Origin of the sequence: Rahnella woolbedingensis, from assembly GCF_003602095.1 — a bacterium.
In the GTDB taxonomy this organism is placed as follows: domain Bacteria; phylum Pseudomonadota; class Gammaproteobacteria; order Enterobacterales; family Enterobacteriaceae; genus Rahnella; species Rahnella woolbedingensis.
Genome location: NZ_RAHH01000009.1, coordinates 82,392 through 105,330, shown reverse-complemented (window position 1 = coordinate 105,330; position 22,939 = coordinate 82,392). Strand labels below are relative to the sequence as shown.

17 protein-coding genes are annotated in these 22,939 nt (G+C 52.3%); 7 read left to right on the top strand and 10 right to left on the bottom strand.

All coding sequences use genetic code 11. The features are described 5' to 3' along the window. Positions 1-2: 2 nt before the first annotated feature. Positions 3-1,763, bottom strand: a complete 1,761-nt coding sequence (locus tag D6C13_RS09335) for a class I mannose-6-phosphate isomerase (protein WP_120132508.1) — start codon at positions 1,761-1,763, stop codon at positions 3-5. 236 nt (positions 1,764-1,999) lie between these two features. Between D6C13_RS09335 and D6C13_RS09330 the strand changes: the two genes are divergently transcribed. Further along, a complete protein-coding gene (locus D6C13_RS09330) occupies positions 2,000-3,022 on the top strand; it encodes a LacI family DNA-binding transcriptional regulator (protein ID WP_120132507.1) in 1,023 nt (340 codons plus the stop codon). 31 nt (positions 3,023-3,053) lie between these two features. Here the strand turns inward: D6C13_RS09330 and D6C13_RS09325 are convergent, their stop codons facing one another. Together D6C13_RS09325 and D6C13_RS09320 are read right to left on the bottom strand one after the other, a co-directional pair. Further along, positions 3,054-3,920 (bottom strand): SMP-30/gluconolactonase/LRE family protein, encoded by an 867-nt coding sequence (locus D6C13_RS09325; RefSeq protein WP_120132506.1) that lies wholly within the window; start codon positions 3,918-3,920, stop codon positions 3,054-3,056. 160 nt (positions 3,921-4,080) lie between these two features. Then, on the bottom strand, positions 4,081-5,226 hold the full coding sequence (locus tag D6C13_RS09320; RefSeq protein WP_120132505.1) for a porin: 1,146 nt from the start codon (positions 5,224-5,226) through the stop codon (positions 4,081-4,083). Between the two features lie 687 nt (positions 5,227-5,913). Between D6C13_RS09320 and dapB the strand changes: the two genes are divergently transcribed. The 5 genes from dapB to kefC all read left to right on the top strand — a co-directional run bounded on the left by dapB (position 5,914) and on the right by kefC (position 14,285). Then, positions 5,914-6,735 (top strand): 4-hydroxy-tetrahydrodipicolinate reductase, encoded by an 822-nt coding sequence (gene dapB, locus D6C13_RS09315; RefSeq protein WP_120132504.1) that lies wholly within the window; start codon positions 5,914-5,916, stop codon positions 6,733-6,735. A 476-nt stretch (positions 6,736-7,211) separates the two neighbouring features. Beyond that, positions 7,212-8,384: a glutamine-hydrolyzing carbamoyl-phosphate synthase small subunit gene (gene carA / locus D6C13_RS09310; RefSeq protein WP_120132503.1), complete on the top strand. Its 1,173-nt coding sequence runs from the start codon at positions 7,212-7,214 to the stop codon at positions 8,382-8,384. Between the two features lie 17 nt (positions 8,385-8,401). Further along, positions 8,402-11,626 carry a carbamoyl-phosphate synthase large subunit gene (carB, locus tag D6C13_RS09305; RefSeq protein ID WP_120132502.1) on the top strand — a complete coding sequence of 1,075 codons (3,225 nt, stop codon included), beginning with the start codon at positions 8,402-8,404 and terminating at the stop codon, positions 11,624-11,626. Between the two features lie 258 nt (positions 11,627-11,884). Beyond that, the gene (kefF, locus tag D6C13_RS09300) at positions 11,885-12,439 is read left to right on the top strand and encodes a glutathione-regulated potassium-efflux system oxidoreductase KefF (protein ID WP_120132501.1); all 555 of its coding nucleotides are present in this window, start codon (positions 11,885-11,887) and stop codon (positions 12,437-12,439) included. Further along, the gene (kefC, locus tag D6C13_RS09295; protein WP_120132500.1) at positions 12,432-14,285 is read left to right on the top strand and encodes a glutathione-regulated potassium-efflux system protein KefC; all 1,854 of its coding nucleotides are present in this window, start codon (positions 12,432-12,434) and stop codon (positions 14,283-14,285) included. The genes kefF and kefC overlap by 8 nt, the downstream gene beginning before the upstream one ends. A gap of 55 nt (positions 14,286-14,340) precedes the next feature. Here the strand turns inward: kefC and D6C13_RS09290 are convergent, their stop codons facing one another. After that, positions 14,341-14,955, bottom strand: a complete 615-nt coding sequence (locus tag D6C13_RS09290; RefSeq protein WP_120132499.1) for a LysE family translocator — start codon at positions 14,953-14,955, stop codon at positions 14,341-14,343. Positions 14,956-15,357: 402 nt separating this feature from the next. Here D6C13_RS09290 and folA point away from each other — a divergent pair, with 402 nt between their 5' ends. Beyond that, entirely contained in the window at positions 15,358-15,843 is a 486-nt protein-coding gene (gene folA, locus D6C13_RS09285; RefSeq protein WP_120132498.1) for a type 3 dihydrofolate reductase, read from the top strand. Between the two features lie 82 nt (positions 15,844-15,925). Here the strand turns inward: folA and apaH are convergent, their stop codons facing one another. The 6 genes from apaH to lptD form a co-directional block, all read right to left on the bottom strand. After that, complete coding sequence (gene apaH, locus D6C13_RS09280) at positions 15,926-16,780, bottom strand: bis(5'-nucleosyl)-tetraphosphatase (symmetrical) ApaH (RefSeq protein ID WP_120132497.1); 855 nt, start codon at positions 16,778-16,780, stop codon at positions 15,926-15,928. A gap of 5 nt (positions 16,781-16,785) precedes the next feature. Continuing rightward, the gene (gene apaG / locus D6C13_RS09275) at positions 16,786-17,163 is read right to left on the bottom strand and encodes a Co2+/Mg2+ efflux protein ApaG (RefSeq protein WP_112286979.1); all 378 of its coding nucleotides are present in this window, start codon (positions 17,161-17,163) and stop codon (positions 16,786-16,788) included. Between the two features lie 4 nt (positions 17,164-17,167). Further along, positions 17,168-17,995 carry a 16S rRNA (adenine(1518)-N(6)/adenine(1519)-N(6))-dimethyltransferase RsmA gene (rsmA, locus tag D6C13_RS09270; protein ID WP_120132496.1) on the bottom strand — a complete coding sequence of 276 codons (828 nt, stop codon included), beginning with the start codon at positions 17,993-17,995 and terminating at the stop codon, positions 17,168-17,170. A 5-nt stretch (positions 17,996-18,000) separates the two neighbouring features. Continuing rightward, the gene (gene pdxA / locus D6C13_RS09265; RefSeq protein WP_120132594.1) at positions 18,001-19,008 is read right to left on the bottom strand and encodes a 4-hydroxythreonine-4-phosphate dehydrogenase PdxA; all 1,008 of its coding nucleotides are present in this window, start codon (positions 19,006-19,008) and stop codon (positions 18,001-18,003) included. Next, a complete protein-coding gene (gene surA, locus D6C13_RS09260; protein WP_120132495.1) occupies positions 18,998-20,293 on the bottom strand; it encodes a peptidylprolyl isomerase SurA in 1,296 nt (431 codons plus the stop codon). Before surA ends, pdxA begins: the two co-directional genes overlap by 11 nt. Positions 20,294-20,418: 125 nt before the next feature. After that, positions 20,419-22,797: an LPS assembly protein LptD gene (lptD, locus tag D6C13_RS09255; RefSeq protein ID WP_120132494.1), complete on the bottom strand. Its 2,379-nt coding sequence runs from the start codon at positions 22,795-22,797 to the stop codon at positions 20,419-20,421. Positions 22,798-22,939: the final 142 nt, after the last annotated feature.

Genomic DNA, 22,939 nt, shown 5'->3' with positions numbered 1-22,939 from the left:
GTTTATCCCCTTACCCAGGCTTTGAGAGTTGCCAGCGTTTTCCCGTCCGGGTTAACCGGGCGAATGCGGTATGCGCCCACGGCAGCAGGGATAATGAAAGTTTCAGCGTAATGGACGGTGAAAGGTTCGAAACGATGGTCCGGGCTTTCAACAATGGCTTCATCTCCCTGAACCAGATTCAGAACGTTGACGCGGCCTTCAGTGTGGTGATCGACAGCTTCGCTGAACCAGTGGCGACGGGTTTCAATAAACTCGCGCTCATGCAAGCCGGTGCGTTCTTCGCGCCAGCCTTCGCCGTGCCCCAGCGGTTCGATATGGTTGATCAGGTGGGACTGCACCCAGGCGGTATCGCGCTGCCAATCAATCACCTGTTCACCATGCTCAATATGAACAGGGCGCGGAAGTCCGTCGAGACCCACTCGTCCCCAGTCCCAGAGTTTGAAGGTGAAAATATAAGGTGTAGCGCTGATTTCCAGCACCATGGTGCCTGCGCCAGAGCAGTGAACCGTACCCGCAGGGATCAGAAAATGATCGTGTGCTTTTGCCGGGAAACGGTTGATGAACTTCTCATCGTCAAAAGCCTTTTCACCCCGCTGTGCGGCCCGCAAATCCTCAAGCATGGCCTGTGGCTCAATGCCGGTTTTGATACCCAGATACACCTCAGCATCCGGCTCGGCGGCGAGAATGTAGTAGCTCTCATCCTGCGTATAGTGCATGCCAAAGTTTTGCTGAATATATTCGGTAAGCGGATGCACCTGACAGCTTAGATTCTGGCCTCCAATAGTATCGAGAAAATCAAAGCGGATCGGGAATTCTGCGCCAAAACGCGCATGGACTTTTTCACCCAGCAGAGCCTGTGGGTAGAGTAAAACCAGATCCTGAGAGGGGATCTCAACCCGAACGTTGCCGAAACGCATTAGCAGGCTGTTTTCCTCGGGCACGCAATCAAAACACCATGCGTAGTTCGGGGCTTCCGGGTCGAGATCAAACTGATGCTTCATCCACTGACCGCCCCAGACGCCGGGGTCAAAGAAGGGGACGACGCGAAAAGGTTGCGCTGTGGTCTGGCGCAGTCCGGCATGGAAAGCTTCGCCGGAAACCATCACCGGATGTTGCGGGCGATTGGTATCGAGAATGAAATCCGCCGATTTCAGCAGCGGTGTTTTGTGGCGGTCAAACACGCGCCACTCAATGAAAAAGGCACGTTTATAGCGGCGCAAAATATCTTCATCGGTATTGTTGACGCCCCAGTTCCCCAGTTCGCCACGGCGATACCGCTGCTGAATTTCCCAGCGGGCCAGATCGGCATAAACCAGAATGTCACCACGGGTAATCAGTGCCGCGCCGGGACCGTACACCACCACCAGACCTTCCGCCGCGCTGATTTTCGCCTGAAGGTCGCGGATTTTGTCACTGTCAAAAAACTCATCTAACTGATGGCATGAGATGACGCCAAAGACACGATCGTCAGTCAGATTGCGTTTGATCAGCGCGTGGATGTCCGCCTCTGAGCGTTTGGCCTGGTCCGCATCGACGGTCAGGGTGGCTGGCAACGCCTGAATCATATGATCCTGCAACTCAGTGAGATCCACGCCCGGATAACAGTCAATCACCAGTACGGTTTTGGTCGCGCTACGCTGGGTGATTTTCTGCAAAAGTGTGCGGGCAATGGTTTCCCATCCTTCACACGCGGCAAGTTCAAAACCCTGAACGTAAATTTCCGGGGATTTATCGTAAGAGGCAGTACGTAGTGGTGATGACATATTCCGCTTTCCCTCTGGTGTTGTATTTTTAAGCATTTCTGAAATTAAGATTAATCGATTAACTGCCTGCTGCACTAGGCTGCTAAATGGGATTAACCTCAAGAAACCGGATGAAACAGGCCGATAGTGGACATGTTGTGAGAGTGCTCACGAAAATAATGATAAAAATGCACATTTTTAGGTTAATCGATTTATCTTGTCATTATTCACGCAGAAGATTCACACAGGAGGTTGCGATGGCAACCATTACGCTGGCTGACGTCGCAGCGCATGCTCAGGTTTCTACGGCAACGGTATCCTTGGTTCTGCGCAACCAGGGGCGGATTTCGGACGCGACCCGCAAACGGGTGCTGGCTGCTCTGGAAAAACTGGGCTACGTCTATAACCAGACGGCGGCGAATCTGCGCAACCGGAGCAGCAATCAGGTCGGGCTGTTACTGCATGACATCACCAATCCCTTCTATGCAGAAATGACGGCGGGATTAAGTGACGAGATGGAAAGTCATCAGATGATGTTATTTCTGGCCAATACGGCGGAATCGGCACAGCGGCAGCAACGGTTTGTCGATTCCCTGCTGCAAAACAGCGCCAGCGGTATGGTGATGTGTGCGGCGAGACAAACTCCGGCGCTGTTTTATGAAAGCCTCAGACGGCGCCAAATCCCGGTAATTATGGCGGTTCGCTCTCCCCCGGACAGCGGGTTCGATTATGTAGGAACGGATAACTTTCTCGGCATCCAACTGGCGACACAACATTTGCTCAATCAGGGACACCGGAATATTGCGTTTATTGGCGGACAGGAAGGATCCTCGACCCGCGCTCAGCGTCTGGGAGGTTACAGCAGTAAATTACTGGAAAATCAGATCCCCGTGCGCAGCGAATGGATAGTCAGTTGCGAAGCGACACAGAGTTCCGGCGCGCAGGCCTGTACCGCGTTACTGGCCGCTTTCCCGCAGATTACGGCGGCGGTGTGTTATCAGGATATTGTGGCGTTAGGTGTCATGCTGGCGCTGCGGCAAAAAGATAAAGTCATCGGCCGCGATTTTTCGCTGGTAGGGTTTGATGATATTTCAGAAGCTTCACTGGTTCAGCCAGGCCTCACCACGGTTTCCGTTGCGGCACGTGAAATAGGGCGCAAAGCCGGGGAGCTTTTATATAGCCGGATCCAGGGGAATGACGAACCGCCGAAACGGATCATTTTGCCCCCATCGCTGGTGATCCGTGAGTCTTGCGCAAGTGCGAAGTTCCAGAGAGGGTAGGTAAACGCCGGTTGTCCGGCGCCTCACTACATCAGAGTTTAAACAAGTTTTGCGGTATCCCGACCGTTGTCGTTTCCACATGCAATAACGCACCTTCCAGTGCATGCGGCGCGTCGAGATTTTTGCGGGCTGAGGTGATAAACAGCTCTGTCATATCCGGACCACCAAACGTGCAGCAACTCGGTTGTGTGACCGGCACCGGTTGCGTATCCAGCGTCAGTAATTCGCCCTGATTAATTTGCTGGCGCAGCAAACATTTTGAACCCCAGCAGGCAGTGATCAGCCAGCCATTTTGTGTCAGTGCTGAGCCGTCGGGGATTTTATCGCCCGAAGAAAAACAGGATATTTTCAGCGGATTGATCCGGCGGGCGTTGGCGGAAAAGAAGCGTTTTTTCTTGCTGTCGGCGAACCAGACTTTGCCTTCATACCAGACCAGCGTGTTGGTACACCCGACTCCGTCGAGCATCATCTCAGGTTTTTCATCGCCCGTTTCATAGCGGAACCATTCGCCGTTGTCTTTCTCTTCTTTTATATCGAGCGTGCCAAACCACAGCGAGCCGTCGGGGGCGACAGCGGCTTCATTAGGACGCGTACCTTCTGCACCAGGATAATCGCAAAGCTTCTGGCGGGATTTCTGTTCGTAATCGTAGAGATGGATCCCATCGACGGAAACCAGCAAAAACTGATTTCTCTTTTCAGTCAGCAATACGGCGCTGGTGAGAGCGGGAAGTTCATGAATTTCGGTTTGCCCGGTATCAGGCCAGTAGCGCAGAACGCGCTGAGCCAGAATATCGACCCAAAGCAAAGATTGTGTGCGCTGGCACCAGACGGGAGTTTCACCCAATTCGGCTCGATAGTCGCCAATGGCAGTTACGTCGGACCGGAAAAATGCTGACATCGCAAAGCTCTCCTGCAGGTTACAAAGTGGATATAGCGACAGCTGTCTCTATGAGTCTAGTCTGGCTTTGCGTTCGCGGGATAGATGAAATGATGTAAAAAGAAAGGGCCAGCCCGTCAATAAGACGTAAAGCTGGCCCTTAAAGCTTAGCCGTTAAGGCTTAGAAGTCGTAACGCAAACGGATCAGGTTCATATCACCGAGGTTATCGGTAGAAGACGTGAACACGTGTTCGTAATCAACACGGAAACCGTAGTCGAGCTGGAAAGACACACCCAGACCGTTATCAATACGCTGGTAATCGCGGCCAGTCACATAGGTCAGACGGTCACCCATGAAGTATGGCTGGATAGTTTTGACGGCCAGCTGATTGATTGGGAAGGCGTAGCCCAGGAAGTATTCCAGACCGTATGCATCACCTGCGAAGAACTGGTCTTCATTTTTCAGGCCCGTGGTCAGGAAGTCATGGTAGTAACCGCCACCGAAGGAGGCTGTCCAGTTGCCTGGTTTCCAGCTCAGTGCGGTACCGATAATGCTCTGGTTGTAGTCTTTAGACGTGTTATCGCCCGGATTTCTCATTTCTGCGTCGGTGTAGTTGTACGCAGTACCCCACGTCAGCTCTTTGGTGATGTGGTAATCCACACCGACGGAACCGCCGCCGTTACGTTTGTAACGCAGGCCATTTTTGCCGGTCAGCAGTTCGCTGTCTTCAAACAGGTAGGATGCATAAACGTCCGCATCACCAAAGGTGTTTTTGTATTTCAGCATCTTACGTGAGCGGTAAGAACCATCGTAGTCGCCGTTCACACCATTGCCTGGCGCCTGGGCGAGCATGTCGTAATCCCAGATATCGGTTTTCGCACCGACCACATCGTAATAAACGCTGTTTTGCTGGCCGAAGGTCAGCTGACCGTAGGTTTTGCTTTTCAGACCGGTATAGAGCATACGACGGGTGGTGTTATGAGCCCCTTTCGCATAATGGTTATCCCAGCCTGTAATTGCCGGCAGATTGACACCCAGCTCGTAGTAGTTAATCCAGCTGATATCATCAAACAAATAATAATCAGTGGAGAAACGAAAACGCGTGCCGCCATCAAAACCGTTGGTTTTGTAGTTTTTCACGCCGTTCTGGAATTGCCACTGCGGACGAATGCTCCCGCCAACCTGAAATTGCAGGCGGCTCAGCGGATCGTTCGGCTGCGGATCTTGTTTAATCAGGGTGATTTCTGCGTGTGAAGCGAAAGAGGCTAAGCCGAACAACAGGCCAGCCGACGTCGCTTGTGCGACTTTGTTTAGTTTGAATTTCATATTAAGTCCCTGTGCCAACATAATGATCCGAAAAATCGGTAACAATATTGGCCCTGTATTTTTATTTTTCCCCTCACCGATGACTGTCTGGTAAGGGTGAAGACGCGCCTTATGAAGCCTGGCTACTTATTTTAACTGCGCTAAAATCAAATTTCGGTAGTTAAAATTAGGTTGCTATTTATTACCACAATCATTGTATTTATCAATATTATTTATCTACATATAATAAAAATTTAATGTTTCAGATCTAAGAAAAGTGGCGTTTGCTGTTTTATTTGTCATTGCAGGAGCAGGACTTAAACGCTTGCAGATATTGGCGTCATATTCGCTTTTATCCTGAATAACATATTGTCAGACGGTGCCCTGAAGGACGGTGTTAAAATCAGGAAGGCGGGTGAAAAGGTGACTGAGGTGTTTGAATCGTAAAGTTTATGCACGATACTGCATGATTATGCGAATAGGGCGTTTACGGGCTTTGCCGTGGATTCAGTCAGGCAAGTTCCAGTTCCATCTGCGGTTTAACACAAAATTCTACGTTTAGTAACCTGAAACCGGATGGCTTTTACTGATATTAACCGGCCTGTATCATAATTTTCTAATTATGAGGCAATTTCGCTGGCTCCCTCATGGCGGGGCCGATAACCTGATTCTGTTTTACGGCAGAACCCCTATAAGAAGAGAGTAATTATGAGTAACGCAGATATTCGCATGGCCATTGTTGGCGCTGGAGGCCGCATGGGCCGGCAGCTGATTCAGGCTGTGTCTGATGCCGATGGCGTAGTGTTAGGCGCAGCGCTGGAGCGTCCGGGCTCTTCCTTAGTCGGTGCCGATGCGGGCGAACTGGCCGGTGTGGGTAATGCGGGCATTAAAGTGCATGACAACCTGGATGCTGTGGTAAATGACTTCGATATCCTGATCGACTTCACCCGTCCGGAAGGCACCCTGGGCCACCTCGAATTCTGCCAGAAACACCTTAAAGGCATGATTATCGGGACTACAGGCTTTGATGATGCCGGTAAGGCTGCAATTCAGCAGGCTTCAGAGGTTATTCCGGTCGTTTTTGCGGCCAACTTCAGCATCGGCGTGAATGTTGTCCTCAAGCTGCTGGAAAAAGCGGCCAAAGTCATGGGCGATTACACGGATATTGAAATCGTAGAAGCGCACCACCGTCATAAAGTAGATGCACCATCAGGTACAGCACTGGCGATGGGTGAAGCGATTGCAGGTGCATTAGGACGCGATCTCAAAGATTGCGCAGTGTATGCCCGTGAAGGTCATACCGGCGAACGTGATCCAAAAAGTATTGGTTTTGCCACTATTCGTGCCGGCGATATCGTCGGTGAACATACCGCGATGTTTGCAGATATCGGTGAGCGTGTAGAGATTACCCATAAGGCTTCCAGCCGCATGACGTTCGCTAATGGCGCTGTTCGTGCCGCGAAGTGGATTTTCTCGCATAAAACGGGTCTTTATGACATGCGGGATGTGCTCGGATTAGATGATTTGTAATAAATGATTTAGATGTGATGTGGTTGTATTGGTCATAATCTTTTGATAAAAGGGCAGTTCCTTGATTGCCCTTCTCTTTTTATTTAAAAAAACACATTGGATTGATTTTTTTTGTCTGATGGTTTTTTTGTGATGTTATCTCCGGTTTTTAATGACGGGTTGTTCGTTTTTTACACATGGCAACGCTACCGTTCTGCAATAATCCCGCTTTCTTCGTCATTTTTCAGACATCCTCTCCCGCAAACGGTTACTATGCTCACTTAGACGCTATTTTTATGGCAGTCATAGAGCCTTTTCTCTGAGTTGTGCGAAAAGGATAGAAATATTGGTGCTTTTGGTAGACAAACGGAACTGCCATCATTAGAATGCGCGCAATTTGCCAAAAATTGCCTTTGGGAGCGATTTTTGCATTGATTTAGATCGGGTTATCTGAATTAATATGCAGATATTGTGATTTATTATTCTTGGAGGATGCTTTGATAAAGTCAGCGCTATTGGTTCTGGAAGACGGAACCCAATTCCACGGTCGGGCCATCGGGGCAGAAGGGTCGGCAGTGGGGGAAGTGGTCTTCAATACGTCGATGACCGGTTATCAAGAAATCCTCACTGATCCTTCCTATTCCCGCCAGATTGTCACTCTCACTTATCCCCATATCGGTAATGTCGGCACTAACGCCGCTGATGCAGAATCCTCCGCAGTACATGCTCAAGGCCTGGTCATTCGCGATTTACCTCTGATTGCCAGCAACTACCGTAGTGAAGAAAACCTCTCAGATTATCTCAAGCGCAACAACATCGTTGCCATCGCCGACATTGATACCCGCAAACTGACCCGCCTGTTACGTGAAAAAGGCGCGCAGAACGGCTGCATCATTGCGGGCGATTCACCGGATGCTGAACTGGCGCTGCAAAAAGCAAAGGCATTCCCGGGGCTGAAAGGGATGGATCTGGCGAAAGAAGTCACCACGACAGAATCCTACAGCTGGCAACAAGGCAGCTGGACGCTGGAAGGCGAGCTGCCGGAAGTGAAGAAATCTGAAGAGCTGCCATTCCATGTGGTGGCCTACGACTACGGCGCGAAACGCAATATCCTGCGCATGCTGGTGGATCGCGGTTGCCGCCTGACGGTAGTTCCGGCGCAAACGCCGGCAGAAGAAGTTCTGAAAATGAATCCGGACGGCATCTTCCTGTCCAACGGCCCGGGTGACCCGGAGCCTTGCGATTATGCTATCGCGGCCATCAAAACTTTCCTCGAAACTGATATTCCGGTATTCGGCATCTGTCTTGGCCATCAGTTACTGGCTCTGGCCAGCGGCGCGAAGACAGTCAAAATGAAGCTCGGCCACCACGGCGGTAACCACCCGGTGAAAGATATCGATAAAGATATCGTAATGATCACCGCCCAGAACCACGGTTTTGCGGTTGATGAAACCGGCCTGCCGGCTAACCTGCGTGTGACTCACAAATCACTGTTCGACCACACGGTGCAGGGGATTCATCGCACAGATAAAGCGGCGTTTAGTTTCCAGGGCCACCCGGAAGCGAGCCCGGGCCCGCACGATGCGGCTCCGCTGTTCGACCACTTCATTGAACTGATTGAAGCTTTTCGCGCTACAAATAAAAACGACGCCACTCTTATAGGCAAATAAATCAGGAGCAAGAAAAAATGCCAAAACGTACAGACATAAAAAGCATCCTGATCCTGGGCGCCGGCCCGATTGTTATCGGCCAGGCTTGTGAATTTGACTACTCGGGTGCGCAGGCCTGTAAGGCGCTGCGTGAAGAGGGTTACCGCGTCATTCTGGTGAACTCCAACCCGGCGACCATCATGACTGACCCTGAGATGGCCGATGCGACTTACATCGAGCCAATTCACTGGGAAGTGGTGCGCAAGATTATCGAAAAAGAACGTCCGGACGCCGTGCTGCCAACCATGGGCGGCCAGACCGCACTGAACTGTGCGCTGGAACTGGAACGCCAGGGCGTGCTGGAAGAATTCGGCGTGACCATGATTGGCGCAACTGCCGATGCGATTGATAAAGCGGAAGACCGTCGCCGTTTCGACGTGGCGATGAAGAAAATCGGCCTCGACACTGCGCGTTCCGGTATCGCACACACCATGGAAGAAGCGCTGGCGGTTGCCGCTGACGTCGGCTTCCCGTGCATCATTCGTCCATCATTCACCATGGGCGGCACCGGTGGCGGTATCGCGTATAACCGTGAAGAGTTCGAAGAGATTTGCGAACGCGGTCTGGATCTTTCCCCAACCAAAGAGCTGCTGATTGATGAGTCGCTGATTGGCTGGAAAGAGTACGAGATGGAAGTGGTGCGTGATAAAAACGACAACTGCATCATCGTCTGCTCTATCGAAAACTTCGATGCGATGGGTATCCACACCGGTGACTCCATCACCGTGGCGCCTGCTCAGACTCTGACCGACAAAGAATACCAAATCATGCGAAACGCCTCGATGGCGGTACTGCGTGAAATCGGCGTAGAAACCGGGGGTTCAAACGTCCAGTTCTCGGTAAACCCGAAGAATGGCCGTCTGATTGTTATCGAAATGAACCCGCGTGTATCACGCTCTTCCGCGCTGGCCTCTAAAGCGACCGGTTTCCCGATTGCTAAAGTCGCGGCGAAACTGGCGGTGGGTTACACCCTCGATGAACTGATGAACGACATCACCGGCGGTAAAACTCCGGCGTCATTCGAACCTTCTATCGACTACGTCGTGACCAAAATTCCTCGCTTTAACTTCGAGAAATTTGCCGGTGCCAACGACCGCCTGACTACACAGATGAAATCTGTCGGTGAAGTGATGGCGATTGGCCGCACGCAGCAGGAATCTCTGCAGAAAGCGTTACGCGGTCTGGAAGTGGGCGCGAGTGGTTTCGACCCTAAAGTGAGCCTGGACGACCCGGAAGCACTGACCAAAATCCGTCGCGAGCTGAAAGAAGCCGGTGCCGAGCGTATCTGGTACATCGCCGATGCTTTCCGTGCCGGGATGTCCGTTGACGGTATCTTCAACCTGACCAACGTGGACCGCTGGTTCCTGGTGCAGATTGAAGAACTGGTGAAACTGGAAAATGAAGTGGAGGAAGGCGGCTTCAACATCCTGACCCACGACTATCTGCGCATGCTCAAGCGCAAAGGTTTCGCGGATCTGCGCCTGGCGAAACTGGTTGGTGTATCGGAAAGCGAAGTGCGCAAACTGCGCCACAAATACAACCTGCATCCGGTCTACAAACGTGTCGATACTTGTGCGGCGGAATTCTCTACAGATACCGCGTACATGTACTCCACCTATGAAGAAGAGTGCGAATCCAACCCGACCAATGACAAACCAAAAATTATGGTGCTGGGCGGTGGTCCAAACCGCATCGGTCAGGGTATCGAGTTCGACTATTGCTGCGTACACGCCTCGCTGGCGCTGCGCGAAGACGGTTACGAAACCATCATGGTTAACTGTAACCCGGAAACCGTGTCTACCGACTACGACACTTCCGACCGTCTGTACTTCGAATCCGTCACACTGGAAGACGTGCTGGAAATCGTGCGTATCGAACAGCCGAAAGGCGTGATTGTTCAGTACGGCGGCCAGACTCCGCTGAAACTGGCGCGCGAACTTGAAGCCGCTGGCGTGCCAATTATCGGCACCAGCCCTGATGCCATTGACCGTGCCGAAGACCGTGAGCGTTTCCAGCAGACGGTTCACCGTCTGGGTCTGAAACAACCGGCGAACGCCACGGTGGCGACTATCGAACACGCCGTCGAAAAAGCCGCCGGTATCGGTTATCCGCTGGTGGTGCGCCCGTCTTATGTACTGGGCGGCCGTGCGATGGAAATTGTATACGACGAAATCGACCTGCGCCGTTACTTCCAGAATGCGGTCAGCGTTTCCAACGACGCGCCTGTTCTGCTGGACCGCTTCCTGGATGACGCGGTTGAAGTTGACGTTGATGCTATCTGCGACGGCGAACGCGTGCTGATTGGCGGCATCATGGAGCACATCGAACAGGCGGGCGTTCACTCCGGTGACTCTGCATGTTCACTGCCGTGCTACACGCTGAGCCAGGAAATTCAGGATGTGATGCGTCAGCAGGTTGAGAAACTGGCATTCGAACTGAGTGTTCGTGGTCTGATGAACGTCCAGTTTGCAGTGAAGAACAACGAAGTCTACCTGATTGAAGTTAACCCGCGTGCTGCACGTACCGTACCGTTTGTTTCCAAAGCAACCGGTGTACCGCTGGCGAAAGTGGCGGCGCGTGTGATGGCGGGTCAGACGCTGGCAGAGCAGGGCGTGACCGAAGAAGTTATCCCGCCTTACTACTCTGTGAAAGAAGTGGTGCTGCCGTTTAACAAATTCCCTGGTGTTGACCCGATTCTGGGGCCGGAAATGCGTTCGACCGGTGAAGTCATGGGCGTCGGCCGCACCTTCGCTGAAGCCTTTGCCAAAGCGCAGCTGGGCAGTAACTCTGGCATGAAGAAAGCCGGCCGCGCTCTGTTGTCTGTCCGCGAAGGCGACAAAGGCCGTGTGGTAGATTTAGCCGCGAAACTGCTCAAACGCGGTTTCGAGCTGGATGCAACCCACGGTACTGCGGTAGTGCTGGGCGAAGCCGGGATTAACCCGCGTCTGGTCAACAAGGTGCATGAAGGCCGTCCGCATATTCAGGACCGTATCAAGAACGGCGAATATGTGTACATCGTCAACACCACGGCGGGCCGTCAGGCGATTGAAGACTCCAAGCTTATCCGTCGCAGTGCGCTGCAATACAAAGTGCATTACGACACCACGCTCAACGGGGGGTTCGCCACCGCGATGGCGCTGTCCTCTGACCCGACCGAACAGGTGATTTCAGTGCAGGAAATGCACGCGAAAATCAAAGGCTAATGGGATAATTGACGGGTTACAGTCGGTAAAAGGCGTAGCGAAAGCTGCGCCTTTTTCATTTTATACCCGTCATACTTCAAATCGCCGATGCGTTGGCTACATTCAGTCACCCGAATCACTTACCTGAGTAAGCTCATCGGGATTTCTTCACTTCCGACTTCCTGCGATGCGAATTATTTAGGTATAACGCGTGGACTTTTTACCAGAAAGCCCAAAATTGCGTATGCTGAAGTAAAGCTAATAAGACAAGAGACCTGCATGATTTTAATCATTTACGCCCATCCTTATCCGCGCCATTCGCGGGCCAACCAGGGATTACTGGCGGCCGTGAGCGATTTGCCCAACGTCGAAGTGCGCTCGCTGTATGACCTTTACCCTGATTTTAATATCGATATTGCCGCTGAACAGAAAGCGGTCGAACGGGCAGATCTGGTGGTATTCCAGCATCCAATCCAATGGTACAGCCTGCCGCCGCTGATGAAGCTTTGGATCGACAAAGTGCTCGAGCACGGCTGGGCTTACGGTCACGAAGGCAATGCGCTCAACGGCAAACATTGCCTGTGGGCAGTGACGACCGGTGGCAATGAGCATCATTTCGAGCTGGGTGATCATCCCGATTTCGACGTGCTGGCGCAGCCGTTACAGGCGACAGCCATTTACTGCGGTATGCACTGGCTGCCGTATTTTGCTGTCCATAACACCTTCGTTTGTGACGAAATTGCGCTGAAAGCGGCAGGCGAAGAGTATCGCCGTCGCCTGACTGCCTGTCTGAGCCTGAAAGAAGGCTGCCCGCCGGAGGTGGATTTTGGATAACCATAACCTGATGATAGAAGGGCTGATTTATCTCGGCTCCGCGGCGCTGTTTGTGCCGATTGCAGTAAGACTGGGGCTGGGATCAGTGCTCGGTTATCTGATTGCCGGTTGTATTATCGGCCCGTGGGGACTGAAACTGGTCTCTGATGCAGAGTCGATACTGACCTTTGCGGAAATCGGCGTGGTGCTGATGCTGTTTGTCATCGGACTGGAGCTGGATCCAAAACGGTTGTGGACGATGCGTGCCTCAGTATTTGGCGGCGGCAGTATCCAGATGGTCGGCTGTGGCGTGGTGCTCAGCGCCTTCTGTTATTTCCTCGGCCTCGACTGGAAAATCGCGCTGCTGATTGGCCTGACGCTCGCGTTGTCTTCAACGGCGATTGCCATGCAGGCGATGAGTGAACGCAGTCTGACAGCTTCACCGATCGGCCGCAGTTCGTTCGCCGTGTTGCTGTTCCAGGATATCGCTGCGATCCCGCTGGTGGCGATGATCCCGTTACTGGCGAGCACCGGTGAAGCGACCACACTCATGAGCTTTGGGCTCTCGGCGGTAAAAGTAGCGGGCGCGCTGGTGCTGGTTATTCTGCTCGGACGCTATGTCACCCGGCCTTTACTGCACTTCGTCGCACGTTCCGGTATGCGCGAAGTGTTCAGTGCTGTTGCGCTGTTTCTGGTATTCGGTTTTGGTATTTTGCTGGAAATGGCCGGGATGTCGATGGCGATGGGTGCGTTTCTGGCGGGCGTATTGCTGGCGAGTTCGGAATACCGTCACGCGCTGGAAAGCGATATTCAGCCGTTCAAAGGGCTGCTCCTCGGCCTGTTCTTTATCGGTGTCGGTATGTCTATCGACTTCGGTACGCTGGTCCATCAGCCGCTTTTGATCGCCACATTGCTGGTCGGATTTATGGCGCTGAAAGCTGCGTTACTGTGGCTGATTGCGCCGTGGCTGGGTGTGCCGAAAAAACAGCGTGGCCTGTTTGCCATTTTAATCGGGCAGGGCAGTGAATTTGCCTTCGTGATTTTCAGTACCGCGCAAATGGCCGGTGTGTTGCCGGTGGAATGGTCGAAAGCCTTGACGCTGGCCGTGGCGCTTTCCATGGCGGTGACACCGCTGCTGCTGGTGCTGTCCGCGCGGCTTGAACGCAACGCGCCAAAAGATGACCGTCCGCAGGACACCATCGATGAAGAAAATGCGCAGGTAATTATCGCCGGTTTCGGCCGCTTTGGTCAGATTGCCGGTCGTCTGTTATTGGCAAACAATGTACATACCGTGGTTTTGGATCACGATCCGGACCATATCGAAACGCTGCGTAAATTTGGCACCAAAGTGTTTTACGGCGATGCCACCCGCGTTGATTTGCTGGAATCGGCCGGTGCGGCGCAGGCCAAAGTGTTGATTAACGCCATTGATGATGTGGAAGCAAACCTTCAGCTGACTGCGCTGGCGAAAGAGCACTTCCCTAATCTTAAAGTGATCGCCCGTGCCCGTGATGTTGACCACTGGTATCAGCTGCGTCAGTTAGGTGTGGAAGCACCGGAGCGTGAACTGTTCGAAGGGTCACTGCGTGTCGGCCGCGATGTGCTGGAAGCGCTGGGGCTGGATGCCTATGAAGCCCGCGAGAAAGCCGATTTGTTCCGCCGTTATAACCTGAAAATGCTGGAAGCAACTCTCGAGAATTATGAAGATACCGAATTCCGCATTGCCAGCATGCAACGTGCGAAAGATATGCTGACGGCAGCGATCGAGCAGGATCAGGAGCGTCTGGCATCCGATCAGCAACATGGCTGGCGCGGCAGTATTGACGGAAAAGCCCCGGAGAAAGAGGTGATTGAAGCGAAGGGGTAAACAGACTCAAAACTGAAAGCCGGTGCCTGATGCACCGGTTTTTTTCTTTCTGAACTTAGCTAAGCGCGACTTTAATACCCAAACCAATCAGCACGCCACCCAGCAGCTTATCGATTATCTTCTGCGCTTTTGCCAGACCGCGACGCACCGGCGGGCTCTGGATCAGTAACGCCAGTGACGGCCACCAGATTGCTGACAGGCCGACGATAATCGAGGCATACCACAGTTTTTCACCGACGGTGGAGTTGATCTGCAAGACCTGCGTGAACATCGCCAGGAAGAACAGCGTCGCCTTAGGATTGAGCAGATTACACAGATAGCCCTGCACGAAAGCCGTACGCATTTTCACCTGCTGTGGTTCCAGGCCATCGAGATTCATCTTGCTGTTGCTGCGCGAGAACAGCGCCTGAATACCGACCCAAATCAGGTATGCGGCACCGACGTATTTCAGCAAATCGAACAACCACGGCGTCGTGGTGATCACTACCGCCAGACCGGCCACGCAGTAAGACATATGCGTGATCACACCGCAGATGACACCCAGTGACGTCATGAGTGCGGCCATGCGGGGATAGCGGGCTGCATTTTTGATGACCAGAAAGAAATCAGGGCCGGGAGAAAGCATGCCGAGGAAGGCGATACTGGCAACAAAAAGGGTGGTTTCAAGCATGAAAATAACCGTCGTCAATGTTCAGAACAAAAGAAGGCGGCATAATACGCCAATCCCCGGCAAGTTAAATCACTCTTATTGCTTTTTTTGCAGGCAGCTATAATGATCTGTACCGTAAACGCCCCGGTGTGTAAGGGTTGTTGTACAGCGTGGATGAACAATGCAAGTTGCAAAGGAAGGGCTCAGCATTTTCGACTGGATTACGGCGAAAGCTTCCTGCTTTTGACCGCCCTTTACCGCCTGAACTGGTACTTTTGACGGGGAATATCCCGGCACAGTTAAAGCTCTCTTATATCTTTGTAAAGCGCAGGTCTTCCTATCGACGGCTGATAGGGCTTTCCGTATAGTGTCAGCTCTTTTTTCGGGTCACGCACCAATTCCTTTTCTACACAGGGCTTCACAATGATTATTAGCCTGATCGCCGCACTGGCGACCGATCGCGTTATTGGCATGGAAAACGCTATGCCTTGGCATTTACCCGGTGATCTGGCCTGGTTCAAGCGTAATACGCTTAACAAACCTGTCATCATGGGACGCAAGACGTTTGAGTCAATCGGACGCCCTTTGCCTGGCCGGCTGAATATCGTCATCAGCACTAAACCTGGCGAGCATGAAGGCGTGACCTGGGTAACGTCTGTTGACGCTGCGCTGGCTGCTGCCGGTGATGTGGAAGAAGTGATGGTGATGGGCGGAGGCCGCGTGTACGAACAGATGCTGCCAAAAGCCAACCGTTTATATCTGACTCACATCGATGCAGAAGTGGAAGGCGACACGCATTTCCCTGACTACGAGCCGGATGACTGGGAAAGCACGTTCAGCGAATTCCATGATGCGGATGAGCAAAACTCGCACGGCTATTGCTTCGAAATTCTTGATCGTCGCGCCTGATCCCACGAGCGCGTGGGATGTGTGACAATAAAAAGGCACCCTTCGCAGGTGCCTTTTTGCTATCTGATTGCCTGAGATTGAATTAAATCACTTTCGGGATCTCAGAATGTTCTTTTTCACTGTGACGGTTTGACGGCTGCGTGAAGTAGGTTTTATCTTCCCAGCGTAACATCGTCAGATCGCCGCCCCAGCAACAGCCGGTATCAAGTGCATAAATGCCTTCCGGTGCGCCTTTTCCTTCCAGCGACGCCCAGTGACCAAACGCAATGCTATAACCCGCTTCCTGTACCGGACCCGGAATATCAAACCAGGGTTTGAGCGGTTTTGGCGCGCTTTCCGGCACATCTTTGCAAATCATATCCAGCTGACCGTTGGGGAAACAGTAGCGCATACGGGTAAAGGCGTTGGTGCTGAACCGCAGACGAGCCAGACCGGAAAGCTCCGGATGCCAGTTGTTGGGCATGTCGCCATACATTGCATCCAGAAACAGCGGATAAGTATCGCTGCTCAGCACGGATTCCACTTCACGGGCACACATCTGCGCGGTTTCGAGATCCCACTGCGGTGTGACCCCGGCGTGCGCCATGACCAGCTTAAGCTCTTCATCTACCTGCAACACCGGCTGGCGTCGCAGCCAGTTGATCAGCTCATCCGCATCTTCTGCTTCCAGTAATGGCGTAATACGGTCTTTCGGTTTGTTAAAACTGATCCCCGCGTAAACCGCCAGCAGATGCAAATCATGGTTACCGAGCACCATACGCACCGAATCGCCCAAACCGCTGACAAAACGCAGCACTTCGAGGGAAGACGGGCCGCGTGCAACCAGATCGCCTGTTAACCACAGGACATCATTTTGCGGATCAAAATCCACCTGCGCCAATAGCGCCTTGAGTTCATCGATGCAGCCGTGAACATCACCAATAAGATATGTCGACATGAGGATTAATTTATCAGCGTAGGGATGGCGAGGCGGAAGACCGGAACGGGCACACGGAAGGCTTCACCGTCTTGTGCGACCATTTCATAATGGCCTTCCATCGTGCCCAGCGGCGTTTCTAAAATCGCGCCGCTGGTATAGTGAAATTCATTGCCGGGCAGGATCAAAGGCTGCTCACCGATAACCCCTTCGCCCTGGACTTCAGTCTGGCGGCCGTTACTGTTGGTAATCAGCCAGTAACGGCGAAGCAGTTGTACATTAAAACGCCCCAGATTGCGGATGGTGATGGTGTAAGCGAAGACAAAACGTTCTTCTTCCGGTATCGACTGTGATTCAACGTAGATACTTTGCACCTGAACACAAACGCGGGGCGAATTAAGCATAACGCTACTCCTGAGGTTCCGGGGTTTTAGGTCGTGTAGACAACCAGTTAGCCAGTTTACAGAATTGCTCTACAGAAATATTTTCAGCACGCATGCTGAGATCTAAGCCCAGTTCAGTCATTTGTTCTTGTGTGAACAGATGGCCAAGACTGTTGCGCACTGTTTTGCGACGCTGGTTGAACGCATCGGTGGTCAGGCGGCTCAGAATGCGAATATCCGGTACCGGATAGGGGATCACTTCATGCGGCACTAAACGTACCACTGCGGAATCCACTTTAGGCGCCGGTGTGAAGGATTCTGGTGGAACTTCCAGAACCGGGATCACGTTGCAATAATATTGCGCCATCACTGTTAAACGACCATACGCCTTGCTGTTCGGGCCTGCAACCAGACGGTTTACCACTTCCTTCTGCAACATGAAATGCATGTCTTTGATGGCGTTGGTATAGGTAAACAAATGGAACATCAGCGGCGTAGAGATGTTGTACGGCAGGTTACCAAAGACGCGCAGTGGTTGACCGAGTTCTTCAGACAGCTCGCCGAAATTGATTTTCATCGCGTCAGACTGGATGACACGTAATTTACCCTGAAACTTAGGGTTATTTTCCAGACGCGTTGCCAGATCACGGTCGAGTTCGATAACCGTCATACTGTCCAGGCGGGAAGCGACAGGCTCAGTTAATGCCGCCAGACCCGGACCGATTTCAACGACAGCCTCGCCCGGCATAGGATGAATGGCCGATACGATGCTGTCGATAACAAACTGATCGGTTAAGAAGTTTTGCCCAAAACGTTTACGGGCAAAGTGACCTTGGTGGACTCTACTATTCATTGTTGTTATTTATCGTTGCTGTTATTTGCCATGTGGATGGCGAGATTTATTGCTGTCTTGAAACTGCCCGCATCGGCGGTGCCGGTGGCGGCGAGTTCAAGGGCGGTACCGTGATCAACGGAAGTCCGGATAAAAGGCAGGCCGAGCGTGATATTCACAGCGCGACCGAATCCCTGATATTTTAGCACCGGAAGGCCCTGATCGTGATACATCGATAAAACAGCATCGGCATGTTGCAGATATTTAGGCTGGAATAACGTATCAGCGGGCAGCGGGCCGATGAGATCCATTCCTTGCTGGCGCAGTTCGTCCAGTGCAGGAATGATAATGTCGATCTCTTCGTGCCCCATGTGGCCACCTTCGCCGGCATGTGGATTCAGACCACACACATATATTTGCGGCTCGGTAATACCAAATTTGGTTTTCAGATCATGATGCAAAATGGTGATGACTTCATGCAGGCATTCGCGAGTAATTGCGCCCGGCACCGCCAGTAAAGGCAGATGCGTCGTTGCCAGCGCCACACGCAGTTCTTCGGTTGCCAGCATCATCACAACGCGGTTGCAATGGCTGCGGTCGGCAAAGAATTCGGTGTGGCCGATGAAGGGAACACCCGCATCGTTGATAATACTTTTTTGAACCGGACCGGTAATGAGCGCGGAGAATTCACCACTCATAGCACCGTCACAGGCTCGTGCCAGCGTTTCTACCACGTAAGGCGCGTTAGCAACATCCAGTTTGCCGGCAGTCACAGGTACAGCGAGTTTAACCGGCAAAACGGTCAGTGTGCCTGCGGCCTGTGGCTCTGACGGACGACCTTGCTGATAATCGCGCAACTGAATGTTCAGGCCCAGTTTCTCAGCACGTTCAAGCAGCAGGGCCGGATCGGCACATACCACTAACTCAACAGGCCATGCCTGCTGAGCCAGAGCGAGTACCAGATCCGGCCCAACCCCGGCTGGCTCGCCGGGGGTGATGACCACAGATTTTGTCACGGAAGTATTATTTTCCATTACCATCCATAATTTTCACATACGCTTCAGCACGTTGTTCCTGCATCCACGTCTGAGCCTCTTCCGCAAATTTGCGGTTGAACAGCATGCGGTAAGCACGTTCTTTTTGCGCTGCATCAGTTTTGTCAACCTGACGGGTGTCGATCAGTTGGATCAGGTGCCAGCCGAACGAAGAGTGGACCGGTGCGCTCATTTCGCCTTTTTTCAGGTTCATCAGTGCATCGCGGAACGCCGGATCGTACATGTCTGGTGAAGCCCAACCTAAATCGCCACCCTGATTGGCAGAGCCCGGATCCTGAGAAAGCTGTTTGGCTTCATCAGCGAAGGTGGCTTTACCACTCTTAATATCGGCTGCCACTTGTTCCAGTTTTGCACGTGCCTGTGCATCGGTCATCACCACTGAAGGTTTCAGCAGGATGTGACGGGCGTGTACTTCGGTCACGGAAACAGTTTTGTTATCGCCACGGATATCGTTCACTTTCAGGATATGGAAGCCTACGCCTGAACGGATCGGCCCGATAATCTGACCTTTCTGCGCGGTGCTTAACGCCTGTGCAAACAGGGAAGGCAGTTCCTGCAATTTGCCCCAGCCCATGTTGCCCCCTTTCAGCGCCTGGGAGTCAGCAGAATAAGTGATCGCCAGTTTGCCGAAATCCGCACCACTGTTCAGATCAGCAACGATTTTCTTCGCCAGCTGTTCAGCAGCATCAACCTGATCTTGAGTCGGGTTTTCTTGCAATGGCAACAGGATATGGCTGAGGTTGAATTCAGCACCGCTGCCGTTTTGCGCAGCTACCTGTTTGGACAGTTGATCCACTTCCTGAGGCAGGATAGTGACGCGACGACGTACTTCGCTGTTACGTACTTCGCTGATGATCATTTCTTTGCGGATCTGAGCACGGTAAGCGTTGTAATTCATACCGTCATAAGCCAGACGGCTGCGAAGCTGATCAACGGAAATGTTGTTCTGCTGGGCGATGCTGGCGATAGCTTTATCCACATCCTGATCGTTTGGCGTGATCCCCATACGGGTCGCCATCTGCAACTGGATCTGATCCATGATCAGGCGATCGAGGATCTGGTGACGCAGTGTCGCGTCATCCGGCAACTGCTGTTTAGCCTGCTGAGCCTGCTGTTTGACCGAGTTAAACAGACTATCTACGTCACTTTGCAATACGACGCCGTTGTTTACGACGGCAGCAACTTTATCAACTTCCTGAGGGGCAGCAAACGCAGTGCTGGCACAAAGCGTCACGCCGAGGAGAAGTGTTCTCCAGTTCTTCATACTTTTTCCATTTGTCTAATCCGCAAGCGCGGGTTTCAAGTTCACTGAGTTCGTAGTGTCTTCACTAAATCAGCCCCGTCCGCACGAAACTGGCTGCGGACGGGAACTCAAGAGTGTCGTCGGGCTTAGAAAGCTCGCTGATATGGCAGTATGCCGCTGGCCAACATTTCTTTTGTTCCGAGGGTTTGATTGTTACCCAGGCCCCTAAGTTCAATATTGAAACCAATCTTATTGTCATACTTACTTTCGGACTTGGTGGTGTCGTAGTTGGTTATCTTACGTTCGTAGCCAACATTGACTGCCCAGCAGCAGGTATTGTATTGCAGGCCGATCAATTGGTCAGCGCTCTGCTGTGCTTTAGTATCGTAATAATACGCACCGACGATGGACCAGCGGTCGGCAATCGGCCAGCTGGCAATCCCACCCACCTGAGAAATACCGTCCTGATATCCCGGGTTAGTCACGTTAGGTAACGTAGCCTGAATATATTCCGGGCTGGCATAACGGTAGCTCAACTGAATCATTTTTTCCGAGTCAGCGCGATATTCAAGCACGGCATCGCCCAGCGCCAGCGCATCAAGACGGGTGTCATACTGCACACCGCCGCGAACGCCCCAGAAGTTATTGATTTTGTAATAAGTGTCACCCGCCCAAACCAGGCTACCGGTGTCATCACTTTTATCCAGCGCACTGTTCTGATCGCCAGTACGCGGTGGCTGGAAGTAATAGATCTGTCCGGCAGAGGCATTAAAGCGCTCTTCCAGATTTTCGTCATAAATACGGGTAGTTAAACCGCTTGCTACCTGATTCGCAGAGGCTATGCGGTCAAGACCACTGTAACTCTTATCGCGGAACAGGCCGGTATAGTCGGACTGCAACAACGTGGAGTCATAGGTATTGATCGAGCTTTGATTACGATACGGGATGTACAGGTACTGCACACGCGGCTCGAGGGTCTGGGTGTAATCACTGTTCCAGTCCATCGTGCGGTCAAACACCATTTTGCCGTCGGTTTTAAACTCAGGCATCACGCGGTTCACGGATGAACGCAGTTTGCTGTTCGGGTTCGCATCAAAATACGCATCCGGAACATCCTGCTGATAGTGTGTTGCCATCAGCTTGATTTCGTTATCCAGACTGCCCCAGCCGTTACTGAGCGGCAGGCTGAGCGTCGGTTCGAAGTGCGTACGCACCGCTTCCGGGTTATCCGGATTCACACTGGTGAATTTGACCGCCTGACCGTAGAGGTGCAGGTCGAACGGACCCAGATCGTTTTTATAATAGTTAATGTCCAGCTGTGGCTGGGCACGATAAGCATTCTGGTTACCGTAGTCAGTGAAGACCTGGAACTGTTTACTCGCCAGCGTGACGTCCCAGTTTTCGTTCGCGTATCCTACGCTGAATTTCTGCGTGGAATAGCCATCGGTACTGGAGCCGTATTTCGAATCGAAATCGGTGAAGTAGTAAGGGTCACTGACCTTGGTGTAATCGACGTTGAAACGCCACACCTGATCATAAACGCCCGAATGACGCCAGTAGTACATCCAGCGTTTGGTGGAGTTGTCACTGGTACGGCCTTCATCCTTGAGGAACTGATCGTCGATCTTCTTATCATTGCCCAGATAATCGAACTCCATCAGGCCTGCACCGGCGACGGTCAGATAGCGGAATTCGTTCTGCAGCTGCAGACCACGATCGCTCATGTAGTTTGGCGTGATCGTGGCATCGTAGTTTGGCGCAATGTTCCAGTAATAAGGAACCGTCAGGCCTAAGCCATTGTTGCTGCTGTATTTGGCATTAGGGATAAGGAAACCGGAACGGCGCTTATTCCCAATCGGTAACTGCATATACGGGCTGTAGAACACCGGAACCGGGCCGATATGGAAACGTGCGTTCCAGATCTCAGCCACTTCTTCCTGGCGGTCCTGAATCACTTCCGAACCGACCACGCTCCAGCTGTTATCGCCTGGCAGACAGGTCGTGAACGTGCCGTTATCCATGATGGTGTAGCGGTTGTTGTCACGCTGCTTCATCTTATCAGCCTGGCCACGACCCTGACGGCCCACCATCTGATAATCACCATCCTGAACATCAGTGTCTTTCGTGGTCAGGTTTGCAAAGCCTTTAGGGCCATTCAGCTTGATTTGATTATCGTTATAACGCACGTTCCCGGTCGCTGTGGCGGTACGGGTCGGCGTTGGCTGATTAGGATTGGCGATTTGATTGAGCTGAACGTGATCAGCATCCAGCGTGCTGTTACCCTGAACAATGTTAACGTTGCCGCTAAACAACGCGCTGTCGGGATAGTTACCTGTTGCCTTATCGGCGTTAATAGTGACAGGCAGTGAGTTAGGATCACCCTGCACCAAAGGTTTGTCATAGGTCGGAACGCCGAGCATACATTGTTCTGCGAGATCGGCCATTGCGCCGTGACTGTACAATACTGACCAGATTGTTGCGGCCAGCATTGTCGGTAAGCGTGTTTTCAGACGTCTGTTTTTCATACGTAAAATGGTGTTCCGTCATCAGAGGCATCATGCCGGCAAACGGTCAGAGACTATCTCACTCATCATGGTTGCGCTAGTGTTAAATCCCACCTGTTACGTTGCCGCCGTTAGGCACAACGATAAATGCCGGTTATGATAA